This window comes from Pseudomonas sp. NY15354 (assembly GCF_048068075.1).
Classification (GTDB): domain Bacteria; phylum Pseudomonadota; class Gammaproteobacteria; order Pseudomonadales; family Pseudomonadaceae; genus Aquipseudomonas; species Aquipseudomonas guariconensis_C.
This window is the reverse complement of record NZ_JBLUPV010000038.1, coordinates 22742-45764: the sequence shown is the minus strand read 5'-3', so window position 1 is coordinate 45764 and position 23023 is coordinate 22742. Positions and strand designations below refer to the sequence as shown.

The 23023-nt window shown below is 64.2% G+C and carries 23 protein-coding genes and 2 pseudogenes; 11 read left to right on the top strand and 14 right to left on the bottom strand.

Annotated features, from left to right (window positions below):
* Positions 1-377: 377 nt before the first annotated feature.
* Positions 378-560, bottom strand: a complete 183-nt coding sequence (locus ACNFCH_RS23750; RefSeq protein WP_337158390.1) for a hypothetical protein — start codon at positions 558-560, stop codon at positions 378-380.
* A 236-nt stretch (positions 561-796) separates the two neighbouring features.
* A pseudogene (locus ACNFCH_RS23745) lies at positions 797-1060 on the bottom strand (short chain dehydrogenase); the annotation flags it as partial.
* Between the two features lie 182 nt (positions 1061-1242).
* On the opposite strand from ACNFCH_RS23745, the gene sodC reads away from it, so the two are divergent.
* Positions 1243-1758 (top strand): superoxide dismutase [Cu-Zn] SodC, encoded by a 516-nt coding sequence (sodC, locus tag ACNFCH_RS23740; RefSeq protein WP_337158389.1) that lies wholly within the window; start codon positions 1243-1245, stop codon positions 1756-1758.
* Between the two features lie 241 nt (positions 1759-1999).
* The gene (locus tag ACNFCH_RS23735; protein ID WP_337158388.1) at positions 2000-2905 is read left to right on the top strand and encodes a LysR family transcriptional regulator; all 906 of its coding nucleotides are present in this window, start codon (positions 2000-2002) and stop codon (positions 2903-2905) included.
* 106 nt (positions 2906-3011) lie between these two features.
* On the opposite strand, the gene ACNFCH_RS23730 is transcribed toward ACNFCH_RS23735, so the two are convergent.
* Together ACNFCH_RS23730 and ACNFCH_RS23725 are read right to left on the bottom strand one after the other, a co-directional pair.
* Positions 3012-3428 carry a RidA family protein gene (locus ACNFCH_RS23730; protein WP_043211317.1) on the bottom strand — a complete coding sequence of 139 codons (417 nt, stop codon included), beginning with the start codon at positions 3426-3428 and terminating at the stop codon, positions 3012-3014.
* A pseudogene (locus ACNFCH_RS23725) lies at positions 3428-4784 on the bottom strand (flavin-containing monooxygenase). Before ACNFCH_RS23725 ends, ACNFCH_RS23730 begins: the two are co-directional and overlap by 1 nt.
* A 301-nt stretch (positions 4785-5085) precedes the next feature.
* Between ACNFCH_RS23725 and ACNFCH_RS23720 the strand changes: the two are divergent.
* Entirely contained in the window at positions 5086-5760 is a 675-nt protein-coding gene (locus ACNFCH_RS23720; RefSeq protein ID WP_070091203.1) for a DUF1028 domain-containing protein, read from the top strand.
* The gene (gene argE, locus ACNFCH_RS23715) at positions 5753-6916 is read left to right on the top strand and encodes an acetylornithine deacetylase (protein ID WP_416744138.1); all 1164 of its coding nucleotides are present in this window, start codon (positions 5753-5755) and stop codon (positions 6914-6916) included. Before ACNFCH_RS23720 ends, argE begins: the two co-directional genes overlap by 8 nt.
* Positions 6917-6962: 46 nt before the next feature.
* Here argE and ACNFCH_RS23710 read toward each other — a convergent pair whose 3' ends face one another.
* The 3 genes from ACNFCH_RS23710 to ACNFCH_RS23700 all read right to left on the bottom strand — a co-directional run bounded on the left by ACNFCH_RS23710 (position 6963) and on the right by ACNFCH_RS23700 (position 11595).
* A complete protein-coding gene (locus ACNFCH_RS23710; RefSeq protein ID WP_416744137.1) occupies positions 6963-8231 on the bottom strand; it encodes a carbohydrate porin in 1269 nt (422 codons plus the stop codon).
* Between the two features lie 150 nt (positions 8232-8381).
* Entirely contained in the window at positions 8382-10799 is a 2418-nt protein-coding gene (locus ACNFCH_RS23705) for a glucose/quinate/shikimate family membrane-bound PQQ-dependent dehydrogenase (RefSeq protein WP_416744135.1), read from the bottom strand.
* A 181-nt stretch (positions 10800-10980) separates the two neighbouring features.
* A complete protein-coding gene (locus ACNFCH_RS23700) occupies positions 10981-11595 on the bottom strand; it encodes a TetR/AcrR family transcriptional regulator (RefSeq protein ID WP_416744133.1) in 615 nt (204 codons plus the stop codon).
* 101 nt (positions 11596-11696) lie between these two features.
* On the opposite strand from ACNFCH_RS23700, the gene ACNFCH_RS23695 reads away from it, so the two are divergent.
* Positions 11697-13067 carry an MATE family efflux transporter gene (locus tag ACNFCH_RS23695; RefSeq protein WP_337158381.1) on the top strand — a complete coding sequence of 457 codons (1371 nt, stop codon included), beginning with the start codon at positions 11697-11699 and terminating at the stop codon, positions 13065-13067.
* On the opposite strand, the gene ACNFCH_RS23690 is transcribed toward ACNFCH_RS23695, so the two are convergent.
* Both ACNFCH_RS23690 and ACNFCH_RS23685 read right to left on the bottom strand, forming a co-directional pair.
* On the bottom strand, positions 13055-13384 hold the full coding sequence (locus ACNFCH_RS23690; RefSeq protein ID WP_416744131.1) for a cupin: 330 nt from the start codon (positions 13382-13384) through the stop codon (positions 13055-13057). The two genes, ACNFCH_RS23695 and ACNFCH_RS23690, sit on opposite strands and share 13 nt — an antisense overlap.
* A gap of 48 nt (positions 13385-13432) precedes the next feature.
* Entirely contained in the window at positions 13433-14044 is a 612-nt protein-coding gene (locus ACNFCH_RS23685; RefSeq protein WP_416744129.1) for a LysE family translocator, read from the bottom strand.
* A 101-nt stretch (positions 14045-14145) separates the two neighbouring features.
* Between ACNFCH_RS23685 and ACNFCH_RS23680 the strand changes: the two genes are divergently transcribed.
* Entirely contained in the window at positions 14146-15123 is a 978-nt protein-coding gene (locus ACNFCH_RS23680) for a GlxA family transcriptional regulator (protein ID WP_337158379.1), read from the top strand.
* A 34-nt stretch (positions 15124-15157) separates the two neighbouring features.
* Here the strand turns inward: ACNFCH_RS23680 and ACNFCH_RS23675 are convergent, their stop codons facing one another.
* Positions 15158-16018: a CAP domain-containing protein gene (locus ACNFCH_RS23675; RefSeq protein WP_337158378.1), complete on the bottom strand. Its 861-nt coding sequence runs from the start codon at positions 16016-16018 to the stop codon at positions 15158-15160.
* Between the two features lie 219 nt (positions 16019-16237).
* Here ACNFCH_RS23675 and ACNFCH_RS23670 point away from each other — a divergent pair, with 219 nt between their 5' ends.
* Complete coding sequence (locus ACNFCH_RS23670; protein ID WP_070091193.1) at positions 16238-16642, top strand: hypothetical protein; 405 nt, start codon at positions 16238-16240, stop codon at positions 16640-16642.
* 3 nt (positions 16643-16645) lie between these two features.
* On the opposite strand, the gene ACNFCH_RS23665 is transcribed toward ACNFCH_RS23670, so the two are convergent.
* Positions 16646-17263 carry a LysE family transporter gene (locus tag ACNFCH_RS23665; RefSeq protein WP_416744126.1) on the bottom strand — a complete coding sequence of 206 codons (618 nt, stop codon included), beginning with the start codon at positions 17261-17263 and terminating at the stop codon, positions 16646-16648.
* 166 nt (positions 17264-17429) lie between these two features.
* Here ACNFCH_RS23665 and ACNFCH_RS23660 point away from each other — a divergent pair, with 166 nt between their 5' ends.
* From ACNFCH_RS23660 to ACNFCH_RS23645, 4 genes are all read left to right on the top strand, one after another.
* Positions 17430-17651, top strand: coding sequence for an MbtH family protein (locus ACNFCH_RS23660; RefSeq protein ID WP_337158376.1), 222 nt, complete (start codon positions 17430-17432; stop codon positions 17649-17651).
* 10 nt (positions 17652-17661) lie between these two features.
* Positions 17662-18381, top strand: a complete 720-nt coding sequence (locus ACNFCH_RS23655; RefSeq protein WP_416744123.1) for a thioesterase II family protein — start codon at positions 17662-17664, stop codon at positions 18379-18381.
* 84 nt (positions 18382-18465) lie between these two features.
* Positions 18466-19017 (top strand): hydrolase, encoded by a 552-nt coding sequence (locus ACNFCH_RS23650; protein ID WP_337158374.1) that lies wholly within the window; start codon positions 18466-18468, stop codon positions 19015-19017.
* A gap of 8 nt (positions 19018-19025) precedes the next feature.
* Positions 19026-20105 carry a DUF1615 domain-containing protein gene (locus ACNFCH_RS23645; RefSeq protein WP_416744121.1) on the top strand — a complete coding sequence of 360 codons (1080 nt, stop codon included), beginning with the start codon at positions 19026-19028 and terminating at the stop codon, positions 20103-20105.
* Between the two features lie 36 nt (positions 20106-20141).
* Here the strand turns inward: ACNFCH_RS23645 and ACNFCH_RS23640 are convergent, their stop codons facing one another.
* From ACNFCH_RS23640 to ACNFCH_RS23630, 3 genes are all read right to left on the bottom strand, one after another.
* Positions 20142-20990, bottom strand: a complete 849-nt coding sequence (locus ACNFCH_RS23640) for an ABC transporter permease (RefSeq protein WP_337158373.1) — start codon at positions 20988-20990, stop codon at positions 20142-20144.
* Entirely contained in the window at positions 20987-22000 is a 1014-nt protein-coding gene (locus tag ACNFCH_RS23635) for an ABC transporter substrate-binding protein (RefSeq protein ID WP_416744118.1), read from the bottom strand. Before ACNFCH_RS23635 ends, ACNFCH_RS23640 begins: the two co-directional genes overlap by 4 nt.
* A gap of 200 nt (positions 22001-22200) precedes the next feature.
* Entirely contained in the window at positions 22201-22956 is a 756-nt protein-coding gene (locus ACNFCH_RS23630) for a methyl-accepting chemotaxis protein (RefSeq protein ID WP_416744141.1), read from the bottom strand.
* Positions 22957-23023: the final 67 nt, after the last annotated feature.

The following is a 23023-nucleotide window of genomic DNA, read 5'->3' as shown; positions in this document are numbered from 1 at the left end:
CTTGACCGCTTCGATCTTGAATTCTTCGGGGTAACGCTGACGACTCATGGCACCTCCTATTTGGGCCTCATTATGAGGCTTGGAGGTGTCTACGAAACCAGGGGCGATTCATAATTCCATGATGCCCTGTTGTTTTTGACTTTCTATCGAGCGGCATTTGTTTTCCTTTCCTAGGGAAGTATTTTCGCCGCAATGGTGTGAGATTCGCCGATTCAGTGCAGTCGGTGGAATCTGAAACAAGCTGAACGATGTCTCGAGGACAGCCGTAGGACGGAGCTCGAACGCGACATTAATTCAGCGTGATGATCGGGTAGATTTCCCGATGGCAGATGGATCGTTGCCAGACGACAGTGGGCATGGGTGAAGGGCAAGGCCTCTCACCAGTCGGGAGGCGGGTCGGGACGCTTCGCCTGCGCCATTGAAGTCAGAAATACTTGAGAAAACGAAATGAAAAAACTTGCCTTAATCGCGCTGTTGATGACCGCGGGCTTGACCCAGTTTGCCAACAGCACCGAGTCCGCTCCTGAGACGACGGTGTCACCGTTTGTCCAGGCCAGCACCGCGGACAACCTACAGCTGAGCTACTGGACCCTCGAACCGTCGTGCCCTGAGGGTACCGGGTGGACTGAGGTGGGCCACTGCCAGCCATACTGGGACTTCGATTGACCGTCGTTGCAGATCGGCACTGATCTCGCCCACGCCACCGCCTGTACTTCTCAGGCGGTGGGTGTGATCCGACGCTCGCAGCTCAAAGGCCTTTGCGCGCGTCGCTCGGATGACCTTGCAGCGAGCCTTCGAGCTTGAGCGTCGCGCCATCGACCAGGGTCAACACCAGGTCCTCGACGGTGCCGGCCAGTCGGTCTGGAAAGATCGGCTGGCCATCGGGGTCGACATCGTCGTAATAGAACCGGGTACCTTCCAGCCAGCCGACTGCGCTGTTGAGATTGGTGTCCAGGTAATACCTGCCATCGAGGAAGAAACCCGAGAATTGCCAGGTGCGCTCCTCGTTGTCGACGGTGTAGCGTTCGCCTGGTTGCATGCCGGTTGCGGGATCGAGCATGGTGCAGCCCTCCTTGAGTGGATGTCGGGTAGAAAACGCAAACCTCGTAGAGGTTCCTTACACAAGACAGAAGTACGTCTGACTGCGATCGAATGGAATCGCTGGCAGCGTACGTAGTCCACCTGTCAGGTGGCGTGTTCTGCAGGTAAGACGTCCGTTGTTCCAAACCAAGGAGAAATCACATGAAAGCACTGGTAATGACCGCCTTGCTGGTCACCGCCGGCCTTGCCCAGGCCGACCAAAAGGTGGAATTGAAGCTCGCTGGCCCGGACGGTCCTGGCAACTCGATCGGAACGGTCGCCCTTGCACAGACGCCCTATGGCGCGTTGCTCACCCCGGATCTTGCCGATCTGCCTCCCGGTGTGCACGGCTTCCACCTGCACCAGCGCCCTTCGTGCGACCCGGCCGAGGAAAACGGCAAGCCTGTGCCGGCCGGTGCCGCCGGGGGCCACTGGGACCCGGCGGCGACCAATGCTCACAAGGGGCCGTATGACGCGGGTGGCCATCGGGGCGACCTGCCAGCGTTGTATGTCGGTGCCGACGGCAAGGCCACGACGCCTGTACTGGCGCCACGGCTGAAGGTAGAAGATTTCAAGGGGCATGCCTTGATGGTGCATGCCGGTGGCGACAACCACAGCGACCATCCTGAAAAACTGGGCGGCGGTGGCGCCCGCGTCGCGTGCGGGGTGGTGCAGTGAACGCATCCCATGCTTACGCAATGTGACATCGCAACGGCCCTCAACAGGCAGGGCTTTTCGGATGTCGGGGCTGCTATGCGGCCCTTTTGCGTAGGCTGAACCTCACGGCTGCGCTCGTGCTATGAAAAATATGTTCAGCCCATAGGCAAATCCTTGCTCGGCCAGGCGCCAGGGGGGCCGGCGCTGAGGTAAGGTGGCAGGAAAAATCCGCTACGCCGTACGCGGCGTCAGAGAGGTGCCTGTGGCTTCCTATACCTTGCGTCAACTCAAGTATTTCGTCACCACGGTGGAGGCGGGCAGCGTCGCCGAGGCATCGCGTCAGTTGTACATCGCACAACCGTCGATCTCCACGGCCATCAAGAGCCTGGAGGAGAGCTTCGGCGTCCAGCTGTTCATCCGCCACCACGCCCAGGGCGTCTCGCTGACGCCCAGCGGCAAGCGCTTCTATGCCAAGACCAAAGCCTTGCTGCAGATGACCCACGAGTTCGAGCAGAACGCCTTGGCTGACAACGACACTGTGGCGGGGCAGATCGATATCGGCTGTTTCGAGACAGTGGCGCCGCTGTACCTGCCCAGGTTGATCGCAGGCTTTCGCGAGCGTTATCCGGGCGTGGACATCCGTCTGCGCGATGGCGAGCAGCAGGACTTGATCCAAGGCCTGACCGCTGGCACGTTCGATCTGGCCTTCCTCTACGATCATGACCTGGACGGCACCATCGAAGCCGAACCCTTGATGCCACCGCAAAAGCCCTATGTGCTGCTGCCGGAGAAACACCGCTTCGCCAGTCAGGCCCAGGTATCGCTGCGTGATCTATGCCCGGAGCCGATGATCCTGCTCGACGTGGCGCCGAGTCGTACCTACTTCGTCAGCCTGTTCAATGAGATGGGCCTGACGCCGAACATTGTCTTCAGTTCGCCATCGATCGAGATGGTGCGGGGGATGGTCGGGCAGGGGTTCGGATTTTCGCTGTTGGTGACCCGGCCACATTCCGAATACACCTACGATGGGCAACGGCTGGTGACGGTGGACATCGCCGAGCCAGTAGCATTGTCGGGCCTGGCGGCAGCACGGTTGAAGCGTGTGCAACTGACCAAGCCTGCGCAGTTGTTCGTCGATTTCTGCCGGGAAGAACTGGCAAAGCTCTGATTTTTCAACCGCCCTGAACAGGAAAGCCCGCTCCCTCAAGGTCACCCAAGTGGGAGCGGGCTTGCCCGCGAGGGGGCTGCCAAGCAGCCCCTGAGATGCTGAGGTGTTACGCCTGATCCGGCACCACGGCGATGACATCGATCTCCATCAGCCATTCAGCTTGGGCCAGGCCTGCCACCACCAGCCCGGTGGAGATCGGGAACACCCCTTTGAGCCATTTGCCGACTTCCTGATACACCGGCTCACGGAAGCGTGGGTCGGTGATGTAGGTGGTGGTCTTGACGATGTGCGACATGTCCGAGCCCGCTTCCTCAAGCAGTTGCTTGACGTTCTTCATCGCTTGCTCGGCTTGGGCACGAGGATCGCCCAGGCCCACCAGGCGGCCTTCGAAGTCGGTGCCGACCTGGCCGCGCACGTAGATGGTGTTGCCGGCGCGCACTGCCTGGCAGAGGTCGTTGTCCAGCGACTGATTGGGATAGGTCGCCTTGGTGTTGAACATGCGGATACGGGTATGGGTAGGCATCAGTGCGCTCCGAGGGTGCTGACTTTCTTGATCGAGGTTGGGGACTGCTCGGCATCCGTTTCACGCTGCTCGCGATCGCGGTAGGCCAGGTAGGTACGTTGGGTGGCGATGTGGCCGGCGACATGCTTGGCGTCGTGCCATACGCCCCAGATGAACGATGAGCCACGGCGCGACAGCCAGGGCAGGCCGAGGAAGTACACGCCAGGCTCGCGGGACACGCCGCGTTGATGCTGCGGCTTGCCATTGGCGTCGAAGGTGTCGACCTGCAGCCAGCTGAAGTCCACGCCGTAGCCGGTGGCCCAGATGATGGTGTTGACGCCAGCCTTGGCCAGGTCGAGTTCACGCAGCGGATTGCTGACGCACTCAGGATCGGGCAGGCGCTTGCGGGCTTCAGGCTCCTCCGGCAGGTCCAGGCCGTTGCGCTCGATGTAGGCATCGGCGGCGTCCAGCAGGGCCAGGTAGTTCTCGTCGCCACGGCGGATGTTGTCGGCAAGATCCGCCTGGAAACGCACCACGCCCTCTTCGAACGACTGGGTCAGGCCGACCAGGGTCATGCCTTGGTGGGCGAGGGCGCGGAAGTCCACGGTATGGCCGCCGCGGGCGCCACTGACGGCGATGGTCACGTGCTCACGGCCAGGTTTGGCGATTTCCGCATCCCATTCACCCAGCACACCCAGCCACCAGCAGAAGTCGCGGTTGCGGTAGGCACGCGGCGGACGGTCGTGGGCGCCCACCGACAGGTACACCTGGCGTCCGGCGCGCATCAGTTCTTCGGCGATCTGCACGCCGGAGGAACCGGCACCGACTACCAGCACGGCGCCTTCGGGCAGTTGCTCGGGGTTGTAGTAGGCCGCCGAGTGGATCTGGTGCAGGCGCTCGTCCTTGGGGGCGATTGCCGGGATCACCGGGCGCTGGAACGGGCCGGTGGCGGCCACCACGCGATTGGCGTAAATCACGCCTTCGTTGGTTTCGATGGTGAAGCCTGGGCGATCAGCGTTGCGCACGACTTTCTTCACGTCGATGCCGGTGCGCACGGGCAGGTTGTACTTGCGGACGTAGCGCTCGAAATAGTCAGCGACTTGGTCCTTGCCAGCGAAGGCGTCTGGGTCCATGTCGAATTCCAGGCCTGGGAAGCGGTCATGCCAGACCGGGCCGTTGGCGACCAGCGAGTCCCAGCGCCCGGTGCGCCAGGCCTCGGCGATGCGCTTGCGTTCCAGCACCAGGTGCGGCACGCCGAGTTTGCTCAGGTGTTCGCTCATGGCCACGCCGGCCTGGCCGGCGCCGACCACGAGGGTGTCGATTTCGATATTGTTCAATGTCATGTCTGAGCCCTTCTTGGAAGGCGGTTTTATTCAGGTCGGTTGGGTACCGCCTTTGCCTGGGGCCAGACTAGGGATGTGCTTTGAATCGCGAAAATATTATTTAGCTAATGCTTGCCTATAAATTACCGAAGGCCTTGAGTGACGGGGCTTTGAGCTATGTTTGTCGGCCTTTGGAAGTGCAATCTTTCTTTATGTTTTATTGCCTTAGTTTTTTCCTTTTCTGGTCCTAGGAAAAAGTTGGTTTCGTGGGCCAATGGCTTCTGCCCAGAATGCCCCCATTCGCGCGAAAAGTTGTTTTCGCAGTGCATTGGACAGACCCACAGGAGCCACAGAACATGACTTTCTCCATCATTGGCCGTTGCCAGGAAACCGGCCAGCTCGGTATCGCCATCAGCTCGTCGAGCATCGCGGTCGGTGCGCGTTGCCCTTGGGTGCGTGCCGGCGTCGGCGCGGTGGCCACTCAGAACATCACCCTGCCTGCGTTGGGCCCGCAGATTCTCGATGCCCTGGAGCAGGGGCAGTTGCCGGCTGCGGCGCTGGACCGGGTGCTCACGGCCAATGGCTGGAGCGAGTACCGCCAGGTGACGGTGATCGACAGCCAGGGGCAGGTGGCCTTGTTCACCGGCAAGGAAGCGCTGGGTGTGCACAACGCGGTGGCGGGCGAGCAGTGCGCGGCGGCGGGCAACCTGTTGTCGTCGATCCACGTGATCGAGGCCATGGTCGCGGCCTTCGAACAAACGGCAGGGCACCTGGCCGATCGTCTGCTGGCGGCCATGCATGCGGCCATGGCCGCTGGTGGCGAAGCGGGGCCGGTGCATTCGGCGGCGATGAAGATCGCCGGTGAGCTGACCTGGCCGCTGGTCGATCTGCGGGTGGACTGGGCGGATGAAGACCCGATCGGCGCCCTGGACAAACTGTGGCAGGACTACCGCCCACAGATGCAGGACTACGTAACGCGCGCGTTGAACCCTACGGCCGCGCCGAGCTATGGGGTGCCCGGCGATGAATGAGTCGAACAGCCGCGAACTGTTGGCCCGGCTGGTGGGGTTCGCCACCGTCAGCCGCGAGTCCAACCTGGAGCTGATCGGCTTCATTCGCGATTACCTGGCCGGGCTGGGTGTGGACTGCGAGTTGTTCCACAACGAAGAGGGCACCAAGGCCAACCTGTTCGCCACCATTGGTCCCACGGACCGTGGTGGGGTGGTGTTGTCCGGGCACACCGACGTGGTGCCGGTCGAGGGTCAGGCGTGGACCGTCGAGCCTTTCACGTTGACCGAACGGGACGGGCGTCTGTACGGGCGTGGCACGGCGGACATGAAAGGCTTCATCGCCTCGGTGCTGGCGGCGGTGCCGGCGTTTCTGGCGCAGCCGTTGAAATGGCCGGTGCACCTGGCGTTTTCCTACGATGAGGAAGTCGGCTGCCTGGGCGTGCGCTCCATGCTGGCTGCTCTCGAGCAACGCCCCCACAAGCCGCGCTTGTGCCTGATTGGCGAGCCCACCGAGCTCAAGCCTGTGCTGGGCCACAAAGGCAAGCTGGCCATGCGCTGCCAGGTGCATGGCGCCGCGTGCCATTCGGCGTACGCGCCCTATGGGGTCAATGCGATCGAATACGCCGCGCGCCTGATCGGCAAGCTCGGCGAGATCGGCGATGGCCTGGCGCGTCCCGAGCACCACGACGAGCGCTTCGACCCACCGTTCTCCACCGTGCAGACCGGCGTGATCAAAGGGGGGCGGGCGTTGAACATCGTCCCGGCCGAATGCGAGTTCGACTTCGAAGTGCGTGCCTTGCCGGGCTTCGAGGCCCAGGCCGTGGCCGACCAGTTACAGACCTACGCCCAGACCGAGCTGTTGCCGCGCATGCGCGCGGTCAGTGCTGACAGTGACATCCGTCTGCAACCGCTCAGTGCCTACCCCGGCCTGGCGACCCCGGCAGACAGCGAAGCGGCGCAACTGGTGGCGATGCTCAGTGGCTCTGATGACTTCGGCACCGTGGCGTTCGGTACCGAGGGCGGGTTGTTCGATCAGGCGGGAATAGCGACGGTCGTCTGCGGGCCTGGCAGCATGGACCAAGGGCACAAGCCCGATGAGTTCGTCAGTGTCGAGCAGTTGAAGGCGTGCGATGCAATGTTGCTTCGCCTGGTCGAGCATCTGAGCGAGGCTCGATAGATCGTGGGGGCGCGCTGCGCCCCTTTCGCGACAAAAGTGCAAACGATCAGAAGCTGGCCTTGACCTGCAATCCCACCACCAACGCATTGTCGATGCTCTGCCCGGAGAATGCGCCCGGCTCGATGATGTACTGCACATCTGGACGCAGGTTCAGCCAGGGCGTGGCCTGGTAACCGTAGCTCAGCTCGATCAACTGTTCGGCGCTGTCCAGGTGGGGGAAGTCCTGCCCGGCGGCCTGGGCGGCGTCTTCGAGTACATCGCGGCTGCGCGGGTTGGGCACGGCGCGCCCGTAGCCCAGGGCCAGGGTGTCGCGCGGGCGGCCTTCGAACGGCTTGTACAGCACGACGCCTGCGCCATACCACTTGGTGAATGGCGAGGCCGCTTTGCTCGAGGCGGAGTATTGGCCGAAGGCATGCAGGCTGCGTCCGGCCAAGGCCGCGTCGTTCCACACGGCCTGGTCGATCAGCAGGTAATGGCCGCCGCGACCGGACACCTCGTCATTGCTGCCGATGCGTTTGGCGTCGGAGCTGTCGTAGTAGTAGCCAAGCTTGTACTCACCAGGCAGCTCGCCTTGCAGCTTGTACACCAGCTCGACCGGTACCACGGTGCCGGTGGTGTGTTTGGGCCCCAGGTGCCAGGCGCGGCTGGCGTTGCCGTTGCTCTCGGGATCGACGTTGAACGCTGCGACACGCAATTGCCAGGCCGGTGACAGGTCGTATTTGACCCGCACGCCCAGGTGGGCGTTGGGGTAGTTGGTCCAGCCGCTGCCGCCAGACATGTTCAATGGATGGCCGCAGAAACCGGCGTTCATGAAGTTGCACAGGATGCCGCTGTCGAGCCCGCCCAGGTCGTTGCCCATGGCCATGTAGCCCAGCTTGACGTTCAGTGCCGGGGTGAACAGGGTGCGCTCATAGCTCAGTTCGGTCAGGCGGGTGTAGAGACCGCCGTAGTTTTCCTGGATCGGCAGCCGGTTGCCCACCAGGTCCTCGGAGGCGCTGTTGCCGCGGCGGTCGTTTACCGTCAGCTGAACCTTGCCAGCGTTGTCCAGGCCGTACAGCTTCGAGAGATCGAACTGCACGCCGAGCTTGAGGTTCTGCGAGTAGCGTGCCGAGCGGTGCAGGCCGCCGTGGGTGTTGTAGGCGGTTTCACCGCTGTAGTCGCCGGTGAACGTGATGCCGTCTTCCTCGAGCTGGTGGCGCAAGCCGCCCCAGTCGCCGGTCAGGGTGTTGCGGGTCATCAGGTCGCCGTCAGCCAGGGCGGTGGTGCTGGCCAGGGCCAGCGCAAGAGCGGGGGTGAAGCGAATAACGCGGGGCATTACGGAGTCTCGGGTTGTCAGTGAGGGCCCATTCGTGGGTGAACCGCTGCTACAAAGGCGGCATCGAGCCTTTGTGGCAGTAGTTCACCCACCAAGGGTGCGACGCGGTCTCTGTGGGGGCGGGTTTACCCGCGAAGAAGACGGCGCGGTTTATGGCAGGGCATATGCCATCACGTAGTCGCCCCGGTCAGGGGACTGCCGCGCCCCGCCCGCAGTGACCACCACATACTGCTTGCCCGTCTTGGGCGAGACGTAAGTCATCGGGCCGCCCTGGCTGCCGACAGGCAGGCGGGCCTTCCAGATCTCGTTGCCATTGCCGCTGTCGTAGGCGCGCAGGTAGAAGTCCTGGGTGCCGGCGATGAACACCAGGCCACCTTGGGTGGACAGCGTGCCGCCGAGGGTCGGCAGGCCGATCTTGATCGGCAGGTGCATGCGGATGCCCAGGGGGCCGGTGTCCTCGACAGTCCCTACCGGTACCTGCCAGGCGATCTGACGGGTCTTCATGTCGATGGCGGTCAGGGTGCCGAAAGGCGGTGCCTGGCACGGGATGCCCGCCACCGACAGGAAGCGGTTCTTGTTCACCGCATAGGGGGTACCCTTGAGGGGAACAGCGCCCATCCCGGTGTTCAGCGCTTCACCACCAGAGGTGGCCTGGCCTTTGTTTTGCGAAGGGATCATCTGGATCCACAGGCCCAGGCGCATGTCGTTGACGAAGATGAAACCATGCACCGGGTCGGTGGAGATGCTGCCCCAGTTCATGCCACCGAGCGAGCCTGGGAAGCTCAACGAAAGATCGGTGCCGGGTGCGGTGTACAGGCCGTCGTAGCGCATTTTCTTGAAGTCGATGCGGCACAGCAGTTGGTCATACGGGGTGGCGCCCCACATGTCCGATTCGGTCAGGGTCTGCGCGCCGATCTGCGGCATGCCGACCGATTTGGGCTGGGTCGGGGAATACGGCTCGTTGGGGATGTTGCTCGGCTTGACCGGCACTTCGTCGACCTGGGTCAGCGGCTTGCCGGTGGCACGGTCGAGCACGTAGATCTGTCCGGCTTTGGTGCCGATCACCACAGCCGGGACGGTCTTGCCATTGTCCTGGGTGAAGTCGATCAGGCTCGGCTGCATGGGCAGGTCGAAGTCCCACAGGTCATTGTGCACGGTCTGGAACACCCACTTCTGGTTGCCGGTGGTGGCGTCCAGGGCCAGCACCGAGGCCCCATAGGTGTGGTCCAGCTCGCTGCGCTCGACACCATAGATGTCGGTGGAGGAGCTGCCCATCGGCAGGAAGACCGTGTTCATCGCCGGGTCATAGGACATCGGGGCCCAGCTGTTGGGCGTGCTGCGCACGTAGGTGCGGTCACCCTGCGGGGCATTGCGCTCCTGCGGGTTGCCCGGGTCGAACGCCCAGCGCATCTGCCCGGTGATAACGTCGAAGCCGCGGATCACGCCGCCTGGCATGTCAGTCTGGACGTTGTCGGCCACCCGACCGCCGACCACGACGGTGGTGCCGGCCATCAGCGGGGCGGAGGACAGTTGGTAGTAGGAGTCCGGCACATTGCCCAGACCGGCCTTGAGGTCGACCTGGCCGTTGTTGCCGAAGCCTTCGCAGAACGCGCCGGTGTCGGCATCGACAGCGATCAGGCGGCCATCGATGGTGTTGGTCAGCAGTCGGCGCTGGCAGCTGGCACCCGCCGGGATGCTGGCAGCGACGATCGGCGAGCTGTTGGGCTGGGTCGGCTGGGCGATCTTGGCGCTGGCGTCGAAATAGGCCATGCCCCGGCAACGCTGCCAGACCTTGGACTGGGCGTTGATCGCGTTTTTCCAGAGCTCCTTGCCGGTGTCCGCGTCCAGCGCGATCAGGTTGTTGTGCGGGGTGCAGATGAACACCTTGTCGCCCACCTGCAGCGGGGTCAGCTGGTCTTCGGCACCGTTGCCGTCGCTCAGGGCGATGTCGCCGGTGTGGTAGGTCCAGGCGACCTTGAGCTTGTTGACGTTGTCACGGTTGATCTGGTCCAGCGCGGCGAAGCGGCTGCCGCCTTCGGTGTTGCCGTAGTGAGCCCAGTCTTTCTGTGCCTGGCCGGGCTCGACCGGGGTCATGCCCGGGCCTTTACCGGTGGGGGCGACGCTGGGGTGGGCGACGAACATGTTGCCAACGCCAACTGCCAAGGCGATGGCCAGCACCCCGGCCACTGCGTAGGCGCCACGGCCGGTGCTGCCACCGCTGGCGCGCACCAGCATCGGATAGACCAGCGCCACCACCAGGCCGATGGCCGAGAACATGAACAGCCGCGAGAACAGCGGCCAGAACGTAAAGCCTGCATCGAGCACGGCCCAGATCGCGGTGGCGACCAGGAAGGCGGCGAACAGCCAGGCGCCGGCTGGCTTGCGGCGGGCGATGAGCACGCCGGCAATGGCCATGGCCAGGCCGCCGAGCAGGAAGTACCAGGAACCTCCCAGGCCGGCCAGTTTGATGCCGCCGGCGGCCAGGAGCAGGCCGAGCAGGGCGATGATCACGCCGAGCCCGACCAAGATGAATGTTGAGGCGCCAGAGGCGCGGGGTGTCTGTGTCATTGCCAGGGATCTCGCAGGTGGGACTCTGCGCAGTTTAGGCCCTTAGCAAGCTAATTAACAAGTTGGTACATTATTTTTCAGGGCAGATTGTCGCAGGTCTTGATCAATAAAACATCGATAAAAAGATTAGATCATGCAGGTAAAATCGCCAAAGAAAGCCCTGTGAGTACGCAAAAGGTTTTTACTGTGAAGCAATGGATTCGGGGCGGCGCAGTCCTTCCATCAAGCACTTGAGGGCCGTCTTGACCCGTTCTGCCGCCTGTTGCGGGTCGTCCTGGGCAATCACCCACATGCCGCTGTCGCCCATGGCTCCATTGATCAGATGCGCCATCGCCACCGGGTCGAAGTCACGCAGTACGCCGGCCTGCTGCAGGTCCATCAATCCAGCGGCCATGGGGCCGATGTAGCTTTCTTCTTCGAGTTCACGCAGGCGGGGGCCGAGCACGGCGGGGGCATCCTGCAGCAGGATCCGGCGCAAGGCAGGGTCGTGGAGCAGGTCGTAGTAGTGCAGGCAGGTGTCCAGGTAACCCTCCCACGGATCGGTATGGGTGGCGAAACGCTCATCGAGCGCCTGATTGATCTCCTCGAGCAGATGGGTCACCACCGCGGTGAACAGTCCGGCCTTGCCGCCGAAATGATGATGCAAGGCACCCCGGGTGAGATCGGCCTCGGCGCAGAGTTCGTCCATGACCACGGCGGTGAAGCCCTTTTCAGCAAATTGGCGGCGGGCCACAGCGATCAGTCGCTCGGTGGTTTCGGCGCTCATGGCGGCGCGGGTACGACGAGGGGCAGGCATCGGCAACTCCAGGGAAATACGATGAGCGCAAATTAGCATACGTTGCGTATGTCAATAAGGGGTATTAGCATACGCGGCGTATGCTAATTGGAGGTTTTCCCATGTCTGCGTCCTTGTCGCACCCTCAACGCACTTGGCTTGCCGAGCTGCCAGGCTTGCTGCGCCTGGCTTTGCCGCTGGTGCTGGGCCTTTCGGCCAGTGAGCTGATCAGCCTCACGGACACGTTGATGCTGGCCTCGCTGGGGACGCTGGTGCTGGCCTGCGTGTCGCTCACGGCCAGTGCCGGGTTGATCTTCCACGCCGGGCTCTACGGGATGCTCGCCACCCTCAGCGTGCGGGTGGGTCATGCCTTCGGTGCCGGCGATGCCGACACCGTGGCACGTACATTGCGAGCGGGGCTGGGTTACGGCCTGTTGGTCGGTATCCTCGGCTGCCTGGCGATGCTCGGCATCCTGCCGGTGCTGCAATGGGCCGGCGTGCCGTTGCCGGACGTAAAACTGCTGACGCCGTACTGGCAGGCCATGGCGGTGTTCTTGATCCCGTTCTGCCTGGCCGTGGTATTCAAGGACGTGCTTGAAGCCATCGGTCGTCCGTGGGTGGCGGTGCTGGTGGTGATGAGTGCGGTGCTGTTCAACATCCCCTTGAGCTATGGCCTGATCCACGGCCACTTCGGCCTGCCGGCGCTGGGCTTGATGGGCGCTGGTATCGCCAGTGTGCTGGCCGAATCCCTGGCGGTGCTGCTGGCGTTTGCCTATTGGCGGCTGGCGCCTTCGCTGTCGGCCTACCGACAAACGCCCTTGGGCCCGCGACTGGCGTGGCGCACGCTGATGGGGGAGGGCTGGCCGCTGGGGTTGGGATACTTGGCCGAGGCTGGCGCCGTAGTGATCGCGGCCTGGATGCTGGGCTGGCTGGGCACCGCGGCGCTGGCCGCCAACCAGGTGGTGCAATCGATCGGCTCATTGCTGTACATGTTGCCGTTGGGCATGGCGGCGGCGGTGAGCATCCGCATCAGCCAAGCCCAGGGGCGTGGCGAAACCGCGCGGCTCAAAGCCATTGGCAGCGCCACGTTCATCAGCGTCAGCGCCTGGATGGTGGCCAGTACCTTGCTGTTGGTGGTGTTTGGCCGGGCGATCGCCGAGGCCATGAGCGACGACCCTCAGGTGATCGCCATCGCCGTGCCGATGTTCGTGGTGGTCGCGACCATGCAGATCGCCGATGGCTTGCAGTCCACGGCGCTGGGCGCCTTGCGTGGATTGCAGGACTACCGCTGGCCGGTGGGCGTGACCTTGATCAGCTATTGGCTGCTGGCGCTGCCGCTCAGCTATAGCCTGGCGTTTCATTCGCCGTTGGGCCCGGTCGGGGTCTGGGTCGGTTTTGCCTGCGGCCTGGCGGTGGCGGCGGTGATGCTGCCCTGGCGCTTCTACCGGCTGCAGGGTGGGCCAACCGGGGTTGTTCAACTTCAGCTGCCGTAGAACACTGCCAGCCATACCGTGGCGATGCCGGCCTCGGTCCACTCCACCCGGTGCCGGCAATGGGCCGGGATGTCCAGGTGATCGCCGGGGCGCAGCAGCCGCGCTTGTGGCTCGTGTTCAAGCCTGAGCCCAGCACTGCCGCTGAGCAGCAGCACCCATTCACCTTCGGCCTGGTCGTACCAGAAGCCAGGCGGGCTGGCCTGGCCACTGGAGACGATGCGCTCGATGCGAATGCCCGGACGATTGAGCAGTGCATCGAATTGCTCGGCAGCGTGTGGGTCAAAGGGGGGAAGGTCGATGAACAGGTTGTCGGGCATGGGGGCCTCGCGCGTTACGCTCGTCAGGCCCCTGAGTGTAGCCCCGGCTTAACGGCCCAGCGGCAGCGCCACGCCGATCAGCGCGAACAACGTCCCGCAGCAGCGATTGAAGCCGCGGCCGCCCTTCGCCAGCCAAGGGCGCACGCGGAAGGCCAGGCGTGCCAGCAGGTACTCGACCACGAACTCCACGCTGGCAAAGGTCGCCGCCATGATCACGAACTGCATCGCCAGCCCGCGCTGTGGGTCGATGAACTGCGGCAGAAAGGCACCATAGAACAACAACACCTTGGGGTTGGCCATGGCCGACAGAAAGCCCTGGCGGAACAGCCCGCCATTGCCCAGTCGCGCGGCGCCCTCGGCAAGCTCCAGGCACATCGCCGGGCTGCGCCAGAGCTGGATGCCCAACCACAGCAGATAGGCTCCGCCCACCCATTTGAGCACCTGCAGCAGTGAGGCTGAGGTGTGCAGCAGCGCACTGAGGCCAAACATCGCCAAGGCGATCAGTGCGCTGAAGCCGAACACGCCGCCAACGATGGTGAACAAGGTGCGACGGGCCCCGTAGAGTGCTCCGTGAGTCAGGGCCAGCAGGCTGTTCGGACCAGGGGTCAGGGACAAGCCGATGCTGGCCAGCAGGTAAATGAGCCAGGTATCCAGTGCCATGGGTAATGCCTTTGGGTGTGAAGAGCGCCAGTCTAGGGTAAGCGTCGGGATTCATAAGGTAGTATCTGGACATCCTGCGGTTATTTATGGACGCGCCTTGCATGACCCCTGACATCCGCCTGTTGATCGTGCCCTTGCCGGAATTTGCCTTGCTGCCGTTCGGTGCCTTCCTCGACAAGCTGCGCTTTAGCGCCGACGACGAAGACTACAGTCGCCAACGCTATTGCAGCTGGACATTGCTCGGCTTGACCGCCGATCCCGTGCCCTCGAGCAGTGGCGCTGTGGTTCAGGTACAGGCCACGGCGCAATCGGTGGATTTCAAGGGCCATGACTATCTGGTGCTGTTCGGCGGGCGCAGTGCCGCGGCCACGGCAGCACTGGCGCCGCGCTACCAAGCCCTGCTCAAGCGCGCTGCTCGGGCGGGGGTGAAGCTGGTGTGCGTCGACAATGCGGTGTTTCTGCTGGCGGCCTGCGGTTTGCTCGAGGGGCACAAGGTGGTGGTGCATTGGCGGCACGAGGCAGAGTTTCGCGCGTCGTTTCCCTCTGTGCAGGTGCTGCGCGAGCAGCTGTTTTGTATCGATGGTGCGCGGATCTCCTGCGCCGGGGGAACGGCGGCCATCGACCTGGCGGTGGCGCTGTTGTCGCGCGCCTGTGGCCGGGCGCGGGCACTCAAGGGCTTGGCTGACATGCTCGTGGACGAGACCCGTGACAGCCGCCACGCCTTGCGCTCGCTGGAACAGGGACCAGGCCAGGGACGTGCGGTGCAACGGGCGACCGCGTTGATGCGTCATCACCTGGGGTCGCGTCTGACGCTTGAACAACTGGCGGTGGAGCTGGGGATCAGCCGGCGTCAGCTGGACCGCCAATTTCAGGCCAGCCATGGCATGAGTGCCAAGGCCTGGTGGCTCGAGATGCGCCTGCAGCAGGCGCGCTGGCGGTTGCTCAACTCAAGCCACGGCTTGGCGCAGATCGCCGACGAAGTCGGGTTGGGGGATGTCAGTTACTTGGGCAAATGCGTACGGCGCAGGTTTGGCTGTACGGCGTTGGCGCTGCGCGCCTCGGGAAGGCTAGGGGAGTGAGTCTCCCCCAGCGTTGCAAACACACCCACGGCAATCATTGCGGCGAACCGAACAACCCGGTCCAGTAGATCCCCGCGTCGCTCTTGGGGTCCACCGCATAGGCCGCGCCCAGCTCGGTGAAGTCGGGGTTCATTAGGGTGGCACAGTGGCCGGGGCTGGCGAGCCAGCCGTCGACTACTTTGTTTGCCGTGTCACGGCCCGCGGCGATGTTCTCACCGATCTGCCGGTACAGGTAGCCGGCCAGTTCTGCCCGGTCGCCAGGGGTGCGGCCATCGCGGTCGATATGGTCGAAGAAGTTCTGGTTGGCCATGGCTCGGGTGTGGTTGGCAGCGACACCGGCCAGGGTGTTGTTCCAGCTCAGCGCCGGGGCTGCGGCAAAGGGTTGCCCACCGCATTGGCGCGGCGCCTTGCGCGCGGTGTTGATCGCTTGCAGCAGTTTCTGGCCTTCGGCCTGCCAGTCACCCAGGCGTCCGCTGAGCAGAGGGCGGGCCAGGACGATGCGCCAGTCCCGGCCTTCCTGGCTGACACCGATATCGACGAATTGTGGGTCGAGCACCACCTGGCAGAAGCTTTCTTCGATGGCGTTCATCGCCGCCCGGGCATCGCGTGGGCCGGACAGGCTGATGGCCTGGACATTGACCATGGGGTAGGCGGCGCGGCTCATGGCCTGTTGCAGGTCGCGGGTGCCCTCCGGCGAAAGGGCAAGGCGGGTGTCGCTGTTGAGCGGTGGCAGCTCCAGCGAGGCTTCGCCACCACAGCGCTGGGCCTGGCTGCGGTAGGCATTGATCGACTCGATCAGTTGTCCTTCTTCACCGGTAAAGGCCAAGGCGCTGATCGAGGCAACAAGGCCCAGCGTCAGGGCGGCAAAGCGGGCAACGGATGACAGGACGCGCATGAAAATCTCCCTATGACTGGCAGCGCCTAGCTGCCCATCCTACACAAGCACACGGCGTTTGGCCCCGCTTTGTGCATGGCGAAAAAACGGCCGGCAATCGATTGCAGACGGCAAAAGAGGGGGTAGACCCCTGCCTGCGCGAAAAGTGCGGTGGTCGATGCAAGAAGCCAATCGCAAGGTGCTCATGAAGTTGGACAGGGAAAGATCTATGCTTGCTCCATGACCTTCGACGAGCGCCCACTTCGACAACCCTGCCCACCGGCACTCTGCGATTGCGGGCGCGAGCGGCTGCACGAAGGTCCGCCCCAGGCCCAGCGGATCCTGCTGCTGACCCGCCAGGAAGAAAAGCGCCTGCTAGAGCGCCTGGAGCACCTCAAGGATCTGGATGATCTCGAGCGTCTGCAGGTGCGTCTGTACGAGCAACTGGGGATCCGTGTGCGTATCGCCCCTGGCTACAACGAGGTTCGCACCATGCGTGGCATCAGCATCGAGCTGGAAGAGCAGCCCGGCCTGTGCCGCAAGACCCGCCAGGCCATTCCGGCCGCCATCCGACGAGGCCTGGAGCGCAACCCGCAGGTGGCCTTCCGCCTGCTCGATGCCCACGACCTGTTGCGCGACGCTTGACCCTCAGCGCATCGCCGCCAGCTTGATCCCGAACCCCACCAGGCACGCGCCGGCCAGGCGCTCCAGCAGGTTGGACACCCGTGGATTGGCGCGCATGCGTTCGGCCAGGTGGTGGGTCAACAACACGGCGATCAGGCCGTACAGGAAGGTCAACCCGGCCACGGTCACCGCCATGAAGGCAAAGGTCACCACGCCTTGATGGCGCACCGGGTCGACGAACAATGGGAAGAACGCCATGTAGAACATGATCGCTTTGGGATTGAGCAGGGTGATCATCATGGTCTGGCGCAGATAGTGCCCGCTGGCCATGCGGCTTTCGCGCGCAGCGGTCCCCGGTTTGCTCAGCACCATGCGCAGGCCCAGCCAGGCCAGATAGGCCGCCCCTGCCCACTGCACCACATGAAAGGCCGCCGGGTAGGCCGCCAGCAGCGTGGCGACGCCGGCCACCGCCAACCACATCAAGACCTGATCACCCAGGATCACGCCCACGGTCGCAGCCAGCCCGCCCTTGATGCCGCCCTTGCTGGTGGCGGTGATCAGCGCGAAGTTGCCGGGCCCGGGAATGGCCAGGAGGATGAGAAACGCAATAACGAATGCACCGTAGTCGGTTACGCCGAGCATGGGGAATCTCCGCAGTGGGGCTCTGCCGGGGGAATCTGGAGTTATGCCATTGTCTGTGCCGCTTGCAAAGGATCGACGGCGACTAATTTTCGCTGAGAGTCCTTCGTTTCAAGGGAAGCCGCCCTGCGCCCCGCGTAGCGGCCTCAATCATTCAAGGAGACAGGCAATGACGTCCGTATTCGATCGCGACGATATCGTGTTCCAGGTAGTGGTCAACCACGAAGAGCAATACTCCATCTGGCCTGACTACAAGGCGATCCCCAACGGCTGGCGCGCGGCAGGCAAGAGTGGCCTTAAGAAAGACTGCCTGGCCTACATCGATGAGGTCTGGACCGACATGCGGCCGTTGAGCCTGCGCCAGAAGATGGCCCAAGCCCAGGTTCAATGAGGCATCGTCTGTGAATGCAGTGAATCTGCTGTGCCTGCCGTACTCCGGTGCCAGCGCCATGGTCTACAGCCGTTGGCGCCGAAAGGTGCCGATCTGGCTGCAGGTGTGTCCAGTGGAACTGCCCGGCCGGGGCATGCGTCTGGGCGAGCCGTTGCAGACCGACATGCAGGCCTTGGCGCGGCAACTGGCCGTCGAGCACCGCGCCTCGGCCAGTGCGCCCTATGCCTTGTTGGGCCATAGCCTGGGCGCGTTGCTGGCCTTCGAGCTTGCCCATGAGTTGCAGGCCTTGGGCTGCCCGCCGCCGCTTGCGTTGTTTGCCTGCGGTACCGCGGCGCCGAGCCGCCGTGAGGACTATGACGGTGTGCAATGGCGCGAGCCGCGGCGCGATGATGAACTGATCGCAGAGCTACGCAAGCTGCAGGGCACGCCGGAAGAGGTGCTGGCCAACCAGGAACTGATGAGCCTGACTTTGCCGATCCTGCGTGCGGATTTTCTGCTCTGCGGGCGCTATGCCTACCGCCAGCGTCCGGCCTTGAGCTGCCCGCTGCATGTGTTGGGCGGTGAGAACGACCGGGCGAGCCAGGAACAATTGCAGGCCTGGGGTCTGGAAACGCAGGGGGCGTTCACCCTCAATGTCTTCCCGGGTGGCCACTTCTTCATTCACGAGCACGAAGACCGGGTGCTTGGCGTCTTGGCTCAGGCCCTGGCGCCCCTTCGACGCTGCGCCTGATTGACGTCGCCGTTTGCCTCGGCCAGCCTAGTGGGCTTTGCAGCCCACCCTGGGCTGCCCACTTTCCCAGGCAAGGGGCTGACAATGCTGATCGATCCTCGCAAGGCCACGCTGTTGGTCGTCGATATCCAGGAAAAACTCATCAATGCCATGAGCGACCCCGAAGGCACCCGGGCCAGGGCTCGCTGGCTGTTGGCGGCGACCGCCGAGCTGGAACTGCCGACGGTGATCTCCGAACAGTACCCCAAGGGCCTTGGCCCGACCCTGGCCGAACTCAAGGCTGCATCGCCAGCGGCGCAGATCGTGGAAAAACAGCATTTCTCCTGCGTGGCCGCCGAATGTTTGCCGGCCAGCCTGATGGCGCGCGAGCAGGTGATCGTCTGCGGTATGGAGACCCACGTCTGCGTGTTGCAGACTGTGCTCGGCCTGCTGGCCCTGGGCAAGCAGGTGTTCGTGGTCGAGGATGCCTGCGACAGCCGCAGCCTCGCCAGCAAGGCGGCGGGCCTGGCACGCATGCGCGATGCCGGGGCGCAGGTGGTGACCCGTGAGATGGTGTTGTTCGAGCTGATGGGCAGTGCCGGCCATCCGTTGTTTCGCCACCTGAGCAAGACCTACCTGGTGGGCGAGCAGCCTTGACGGCCCGGGTGAGCGGCAGGCTGGCCGCACTCGGCTTGGTGGTGCTGGGAGTATTGCAAGGGTGTACGACTTCGCCTGAAGTGTCCGAGGCCGATCCGGTCCAGGTGCAGGCCCAGGTCAAGCGCCTGCTGCCGGCATCGATCAAGGACAGAGAGGGCTGGGCGCGGGACATCCAGACCGCCTTCAATGCCCAACGCATCAATCCGAGCAAGAGCAATCTGTGCGCGGTATTGGCAGTGACCGAGCAGGAATCGACGTTCAATGCCGACCCGCAGGTGCCAAACCTGGGCCGCATTGCCCGCGAAGAGATCGATCGGCGTGCTGCGCGACTGCACATCCCCAAGTTGTTGGTCGATGGGGCGTTGAAGACCCCGTCGGGCAATGGCCAGACCTACCAGCAGCGCTTGATGGCGGTACGCAGCGAGAAGCAACTGAGCGGGCTGTTCGATGACTTCATCGCCGGTCTCCCGCTGGGGCGTACGTTGCTGGGCGGTCTGAATCCGGTCAGGACCGGTGGGCCGATGCAGGTCAGCATCGATTTCGCTGAACGCCATGCCAAGGATTACCCCTACAACTATGAGGGTACGATTCGCCAGGAAGTATTCACCCGTCGCGGCGGGCTGTACTTTGGCATCGCCCATCTGCTGGGGTACCTCAGCCATTATCAGCGCCAGCTGTATCGCTTCGCAGATTTCAACGCCGGGTGGTACGCCAGCCGCAATGCAGCATTCCAGGCTGCGCTGAGTCGGGCGAGCGGGGTGACACTGGCGCTCGATGGCGACCTGATTGCACCGGGCTCGATCATGCCAGGCACCACGGAGCAGGCGGCGCGCAAGCTCGGCGCCAAGCTCGGGCTGCGCAACCCGCAGATCCGTAGCCAGCTGGAGAAGGGCGACAGCCTCGCGTTCGAAGACACCGACCTGTATCAAGGCGTGTTCGCCCTGGCGGATGCCAAGGCGGGCAAACCGTTGCCACGGGCGGTGCTGCCGGGGATCGAGCTCAAGAGCCCGAAGATCACCCGCAAACTGACCACGGCATGGTTTGCAGGGCGGGTGGATGAGCGTTATCAGCGCTGCATGAAGCGTTGAGCTTCGTTTCTTGGGGCCGCTACGCGGTCCCAAGGCTCAACGCCGCGGCTGCCCATAGGCCTGGCTGATGCGGTCGATGACCATGGCCAGGGCGACGATCGCAAGCCCCGCTTCCACGCCCTGGCCGACATTGAGCGTCTGGATCCCGGCCAGCACATCCTCGCCCAGGCCGCGGGCGCCGATCATCGAGGCCACCACCACCATCGACAAGGCCATCATCACCGATTGGTTGAGCCCGGCCATGATGCTCGGCAGCGCCAGGGGCAGGGCGATGCGGCGCAGCCGTTGCCAGCGGCTGGCGCCTAGCCCGTGGGCTGCCTGCAGCAATGACGGGTCGATCTGGGCCAGGCCCAGCTCGGTCAGGCGCACCAGCGGCGGCAAGGCATAGACCAGGGTGGCGAACACGGCCGGGACCTTGCCCAGGCCGAACAGCATCAGCACCGGGATCAGGTACACGAACGCCGGCAGGGTCTGCATCACGTCGAGCACTGGCAATACCAGGCGCCGCGCCAAGGGGCGGGTCGCCAGGAGCACCCCCAGCGGTACCCCGATCAGCACACACAAACCGGTACTGACCAGCACCAGTGCCAGGGTCTGCAGCAGCTTGTCCCATAAACCGAGCATACCGATCAGCGCCAGCAGGGCACTGAGTACCAGCGCCCGGATCAGGCTGCGGCTGGCGTGCCAGGCGAGCAGGCCGACCAGCAGGAGCAACAGCCACCAGGGCAGCAGACGCAACAGGTTTTCCAGGCCCACCAGCACGCGCAGCAAGTGGTCGGACAGGCTGCGTAGCTGATCGCCATAGTGCAGCACTAGCCAATCGACCAGGCGGTTTACCCAGTCCGCGAAGGAGAATTGCAGGGCGTCGGGAAACCCTGCGCTCACAGCGCACCCTCGACGTTGGCGACGGCCTCGGCGGGCAGCCAAGCCTTCCAGACCGTCGGGTTGTCCCGCAGGAACATCAGGGCAGCGTCACGCGGCGGCTGGCGGGTTTCGCTCATGTGGGCCAGGGCTTTGTTCAGCCGATCGATGGGCAGGTCGACTTTCTCGAACACTGCCACCAGGTCCGGGTAGTGCTCACGAAATGACGCCGAGACCCCGATCGACAGCTTGGCGGGCAATGACCGGCTGCCTTTGGGGTGCGGGTTTCTCGCATCGGTGAGGGTGGCCCAGGCCGCTGCGTCGAACGGTGGTTCTTCGAGGCGGATCAGATCGTAGCGGCCCATCAATGGCGTAGGGCTCCAGTAATAGAACAGCACCGGCTGGCCGCGGCGGATCGCCGAGCCGATTTCGGCGTCCAGCGCGGCGCCTGAGCCACTGCGGAAATTGTTGTAGAGCGTGTCCAGGCCATAGGCCTTGAGCTTCTGGCTGTTGACCGTTTCGGAGGTCCAGCCGCTGGGGCTGTTGAGGAAGCGGCCCTTTTCCGGCGTCTCTGGATCGCGAAACACCTGGGGGTAGCGCTTGAGGTCGTCGACGCTGCGCAGCTCCGGCGCCAGCGGCTTCAGGTTGCGGGCCGGGTCGCCTTTGATCACATAGGCCGGTACCCACCAGCCTTCTTCGGCATTTTTCACGGTGTCGCCCAGGGCGAACACCTGGCCGGCCTGCTCGGCCTTGACCCAGGCAGGGCTGCGTCCGGCCCACTCTTCGGCGATCACCTGCAGGTCATTGCGCGCCAGGGCCACTTCCATGCTGACGGTACTGCCGGGGAGGGTGTCGGTGGGGTAGCCAAACCCGTGCTCGACGATCAACCGCAGGATCTCGGTGGTCAGTGCGCCGCTTTCCCAGCCAATGGCGCCGAAGTGGATAGGCGCGCGCTCGTCGGCGGCCGCGCTGTCGGTGCTGGCCAGGCCCACGGCGAGCAGCAGGCCGGCCAGCAGCGTTGGAATTCTCTTCATTGGCGCCTCGTCGGTTGCCGGTCCTTGGGTTCGGGCAAGTGTAGACGACGAGGTTACGAGGGCTTGTGGCTCGCCTTTTCGCGGTTTTACTCACGAAGCAGACTCCACAGGGGATGGCACCGGCTTTGCCGGTGTTCGCGGGTAAATCGGAGCGCCGAACCGCCGCGAAGGGCCGCAGAGCGGCCCCGGCATTGGACGGTTCAGACGCGGAACTGGTCCATCAACCGCTGCTGCTGGTTGGCCAGGTCGTTGAGCGACTGGCTCACCCGCGCCGACTCGTTGGCCTGGCCGGACAGCGACTCGGTGACGTCGCGAATGGTCGCGACATTGTTGTTGATCTCTTCGGCTACCGCGCTCTGCTCCTCGGCGGCCGAGGCGATCTGCAGGTTCATGTCGGTGATCACCGTCACGGCCTGGCCGATGCGCTGCAAGGCAGTGACCGCCTGGCCGACCTGCTCGACGCCGCCCTGGGCCTGGCGGTGGCTGTTGTCCATGGCGCCGACCACCTCCTGGGTGCCGGCCTGCAGGGCCTCGATCACCTGGCGGGTTTCCTCCACCGATTCCTGGGTGCGGCGAGCCAGGTTGCGCACTTCGTCGGCGACCACGGCGAAACCACGCCCGGCCTCGCCGGCGCGGGCGGCCTCGATGGCGGCGTTGAGGGCCAGCAGGTTGGTCTGTTCGGCGATCGAGCGGATCACCTCCAGCACCGAGCCGATCTTCTCGCTGTTCTGCGCAAGGCCCTGGACCTGGGCCATGGCGCCGCTCATGTCGGCGGCCAAGGCGTCGATGCTGTTGGTGGTGCGGTCGATCACCGCCAGGCCTTCGCGGGTCGCCTGATCGGCGTCGCGGGCGGCCTGGGCGGCCTGGGCGGCGCTGCGGGCGACATCCTGGGCGGTGGCGCTCATCTCGTGGGACGCGGTGGCCACCTGGTCGACCTGGCGATACTGCTGCTCCATGCCCGAGCTGGTCTCGGCGGCAATGGCCGCGGATTGGTCGGCGGTGCCTCGGGCAGCCTGAACCGAG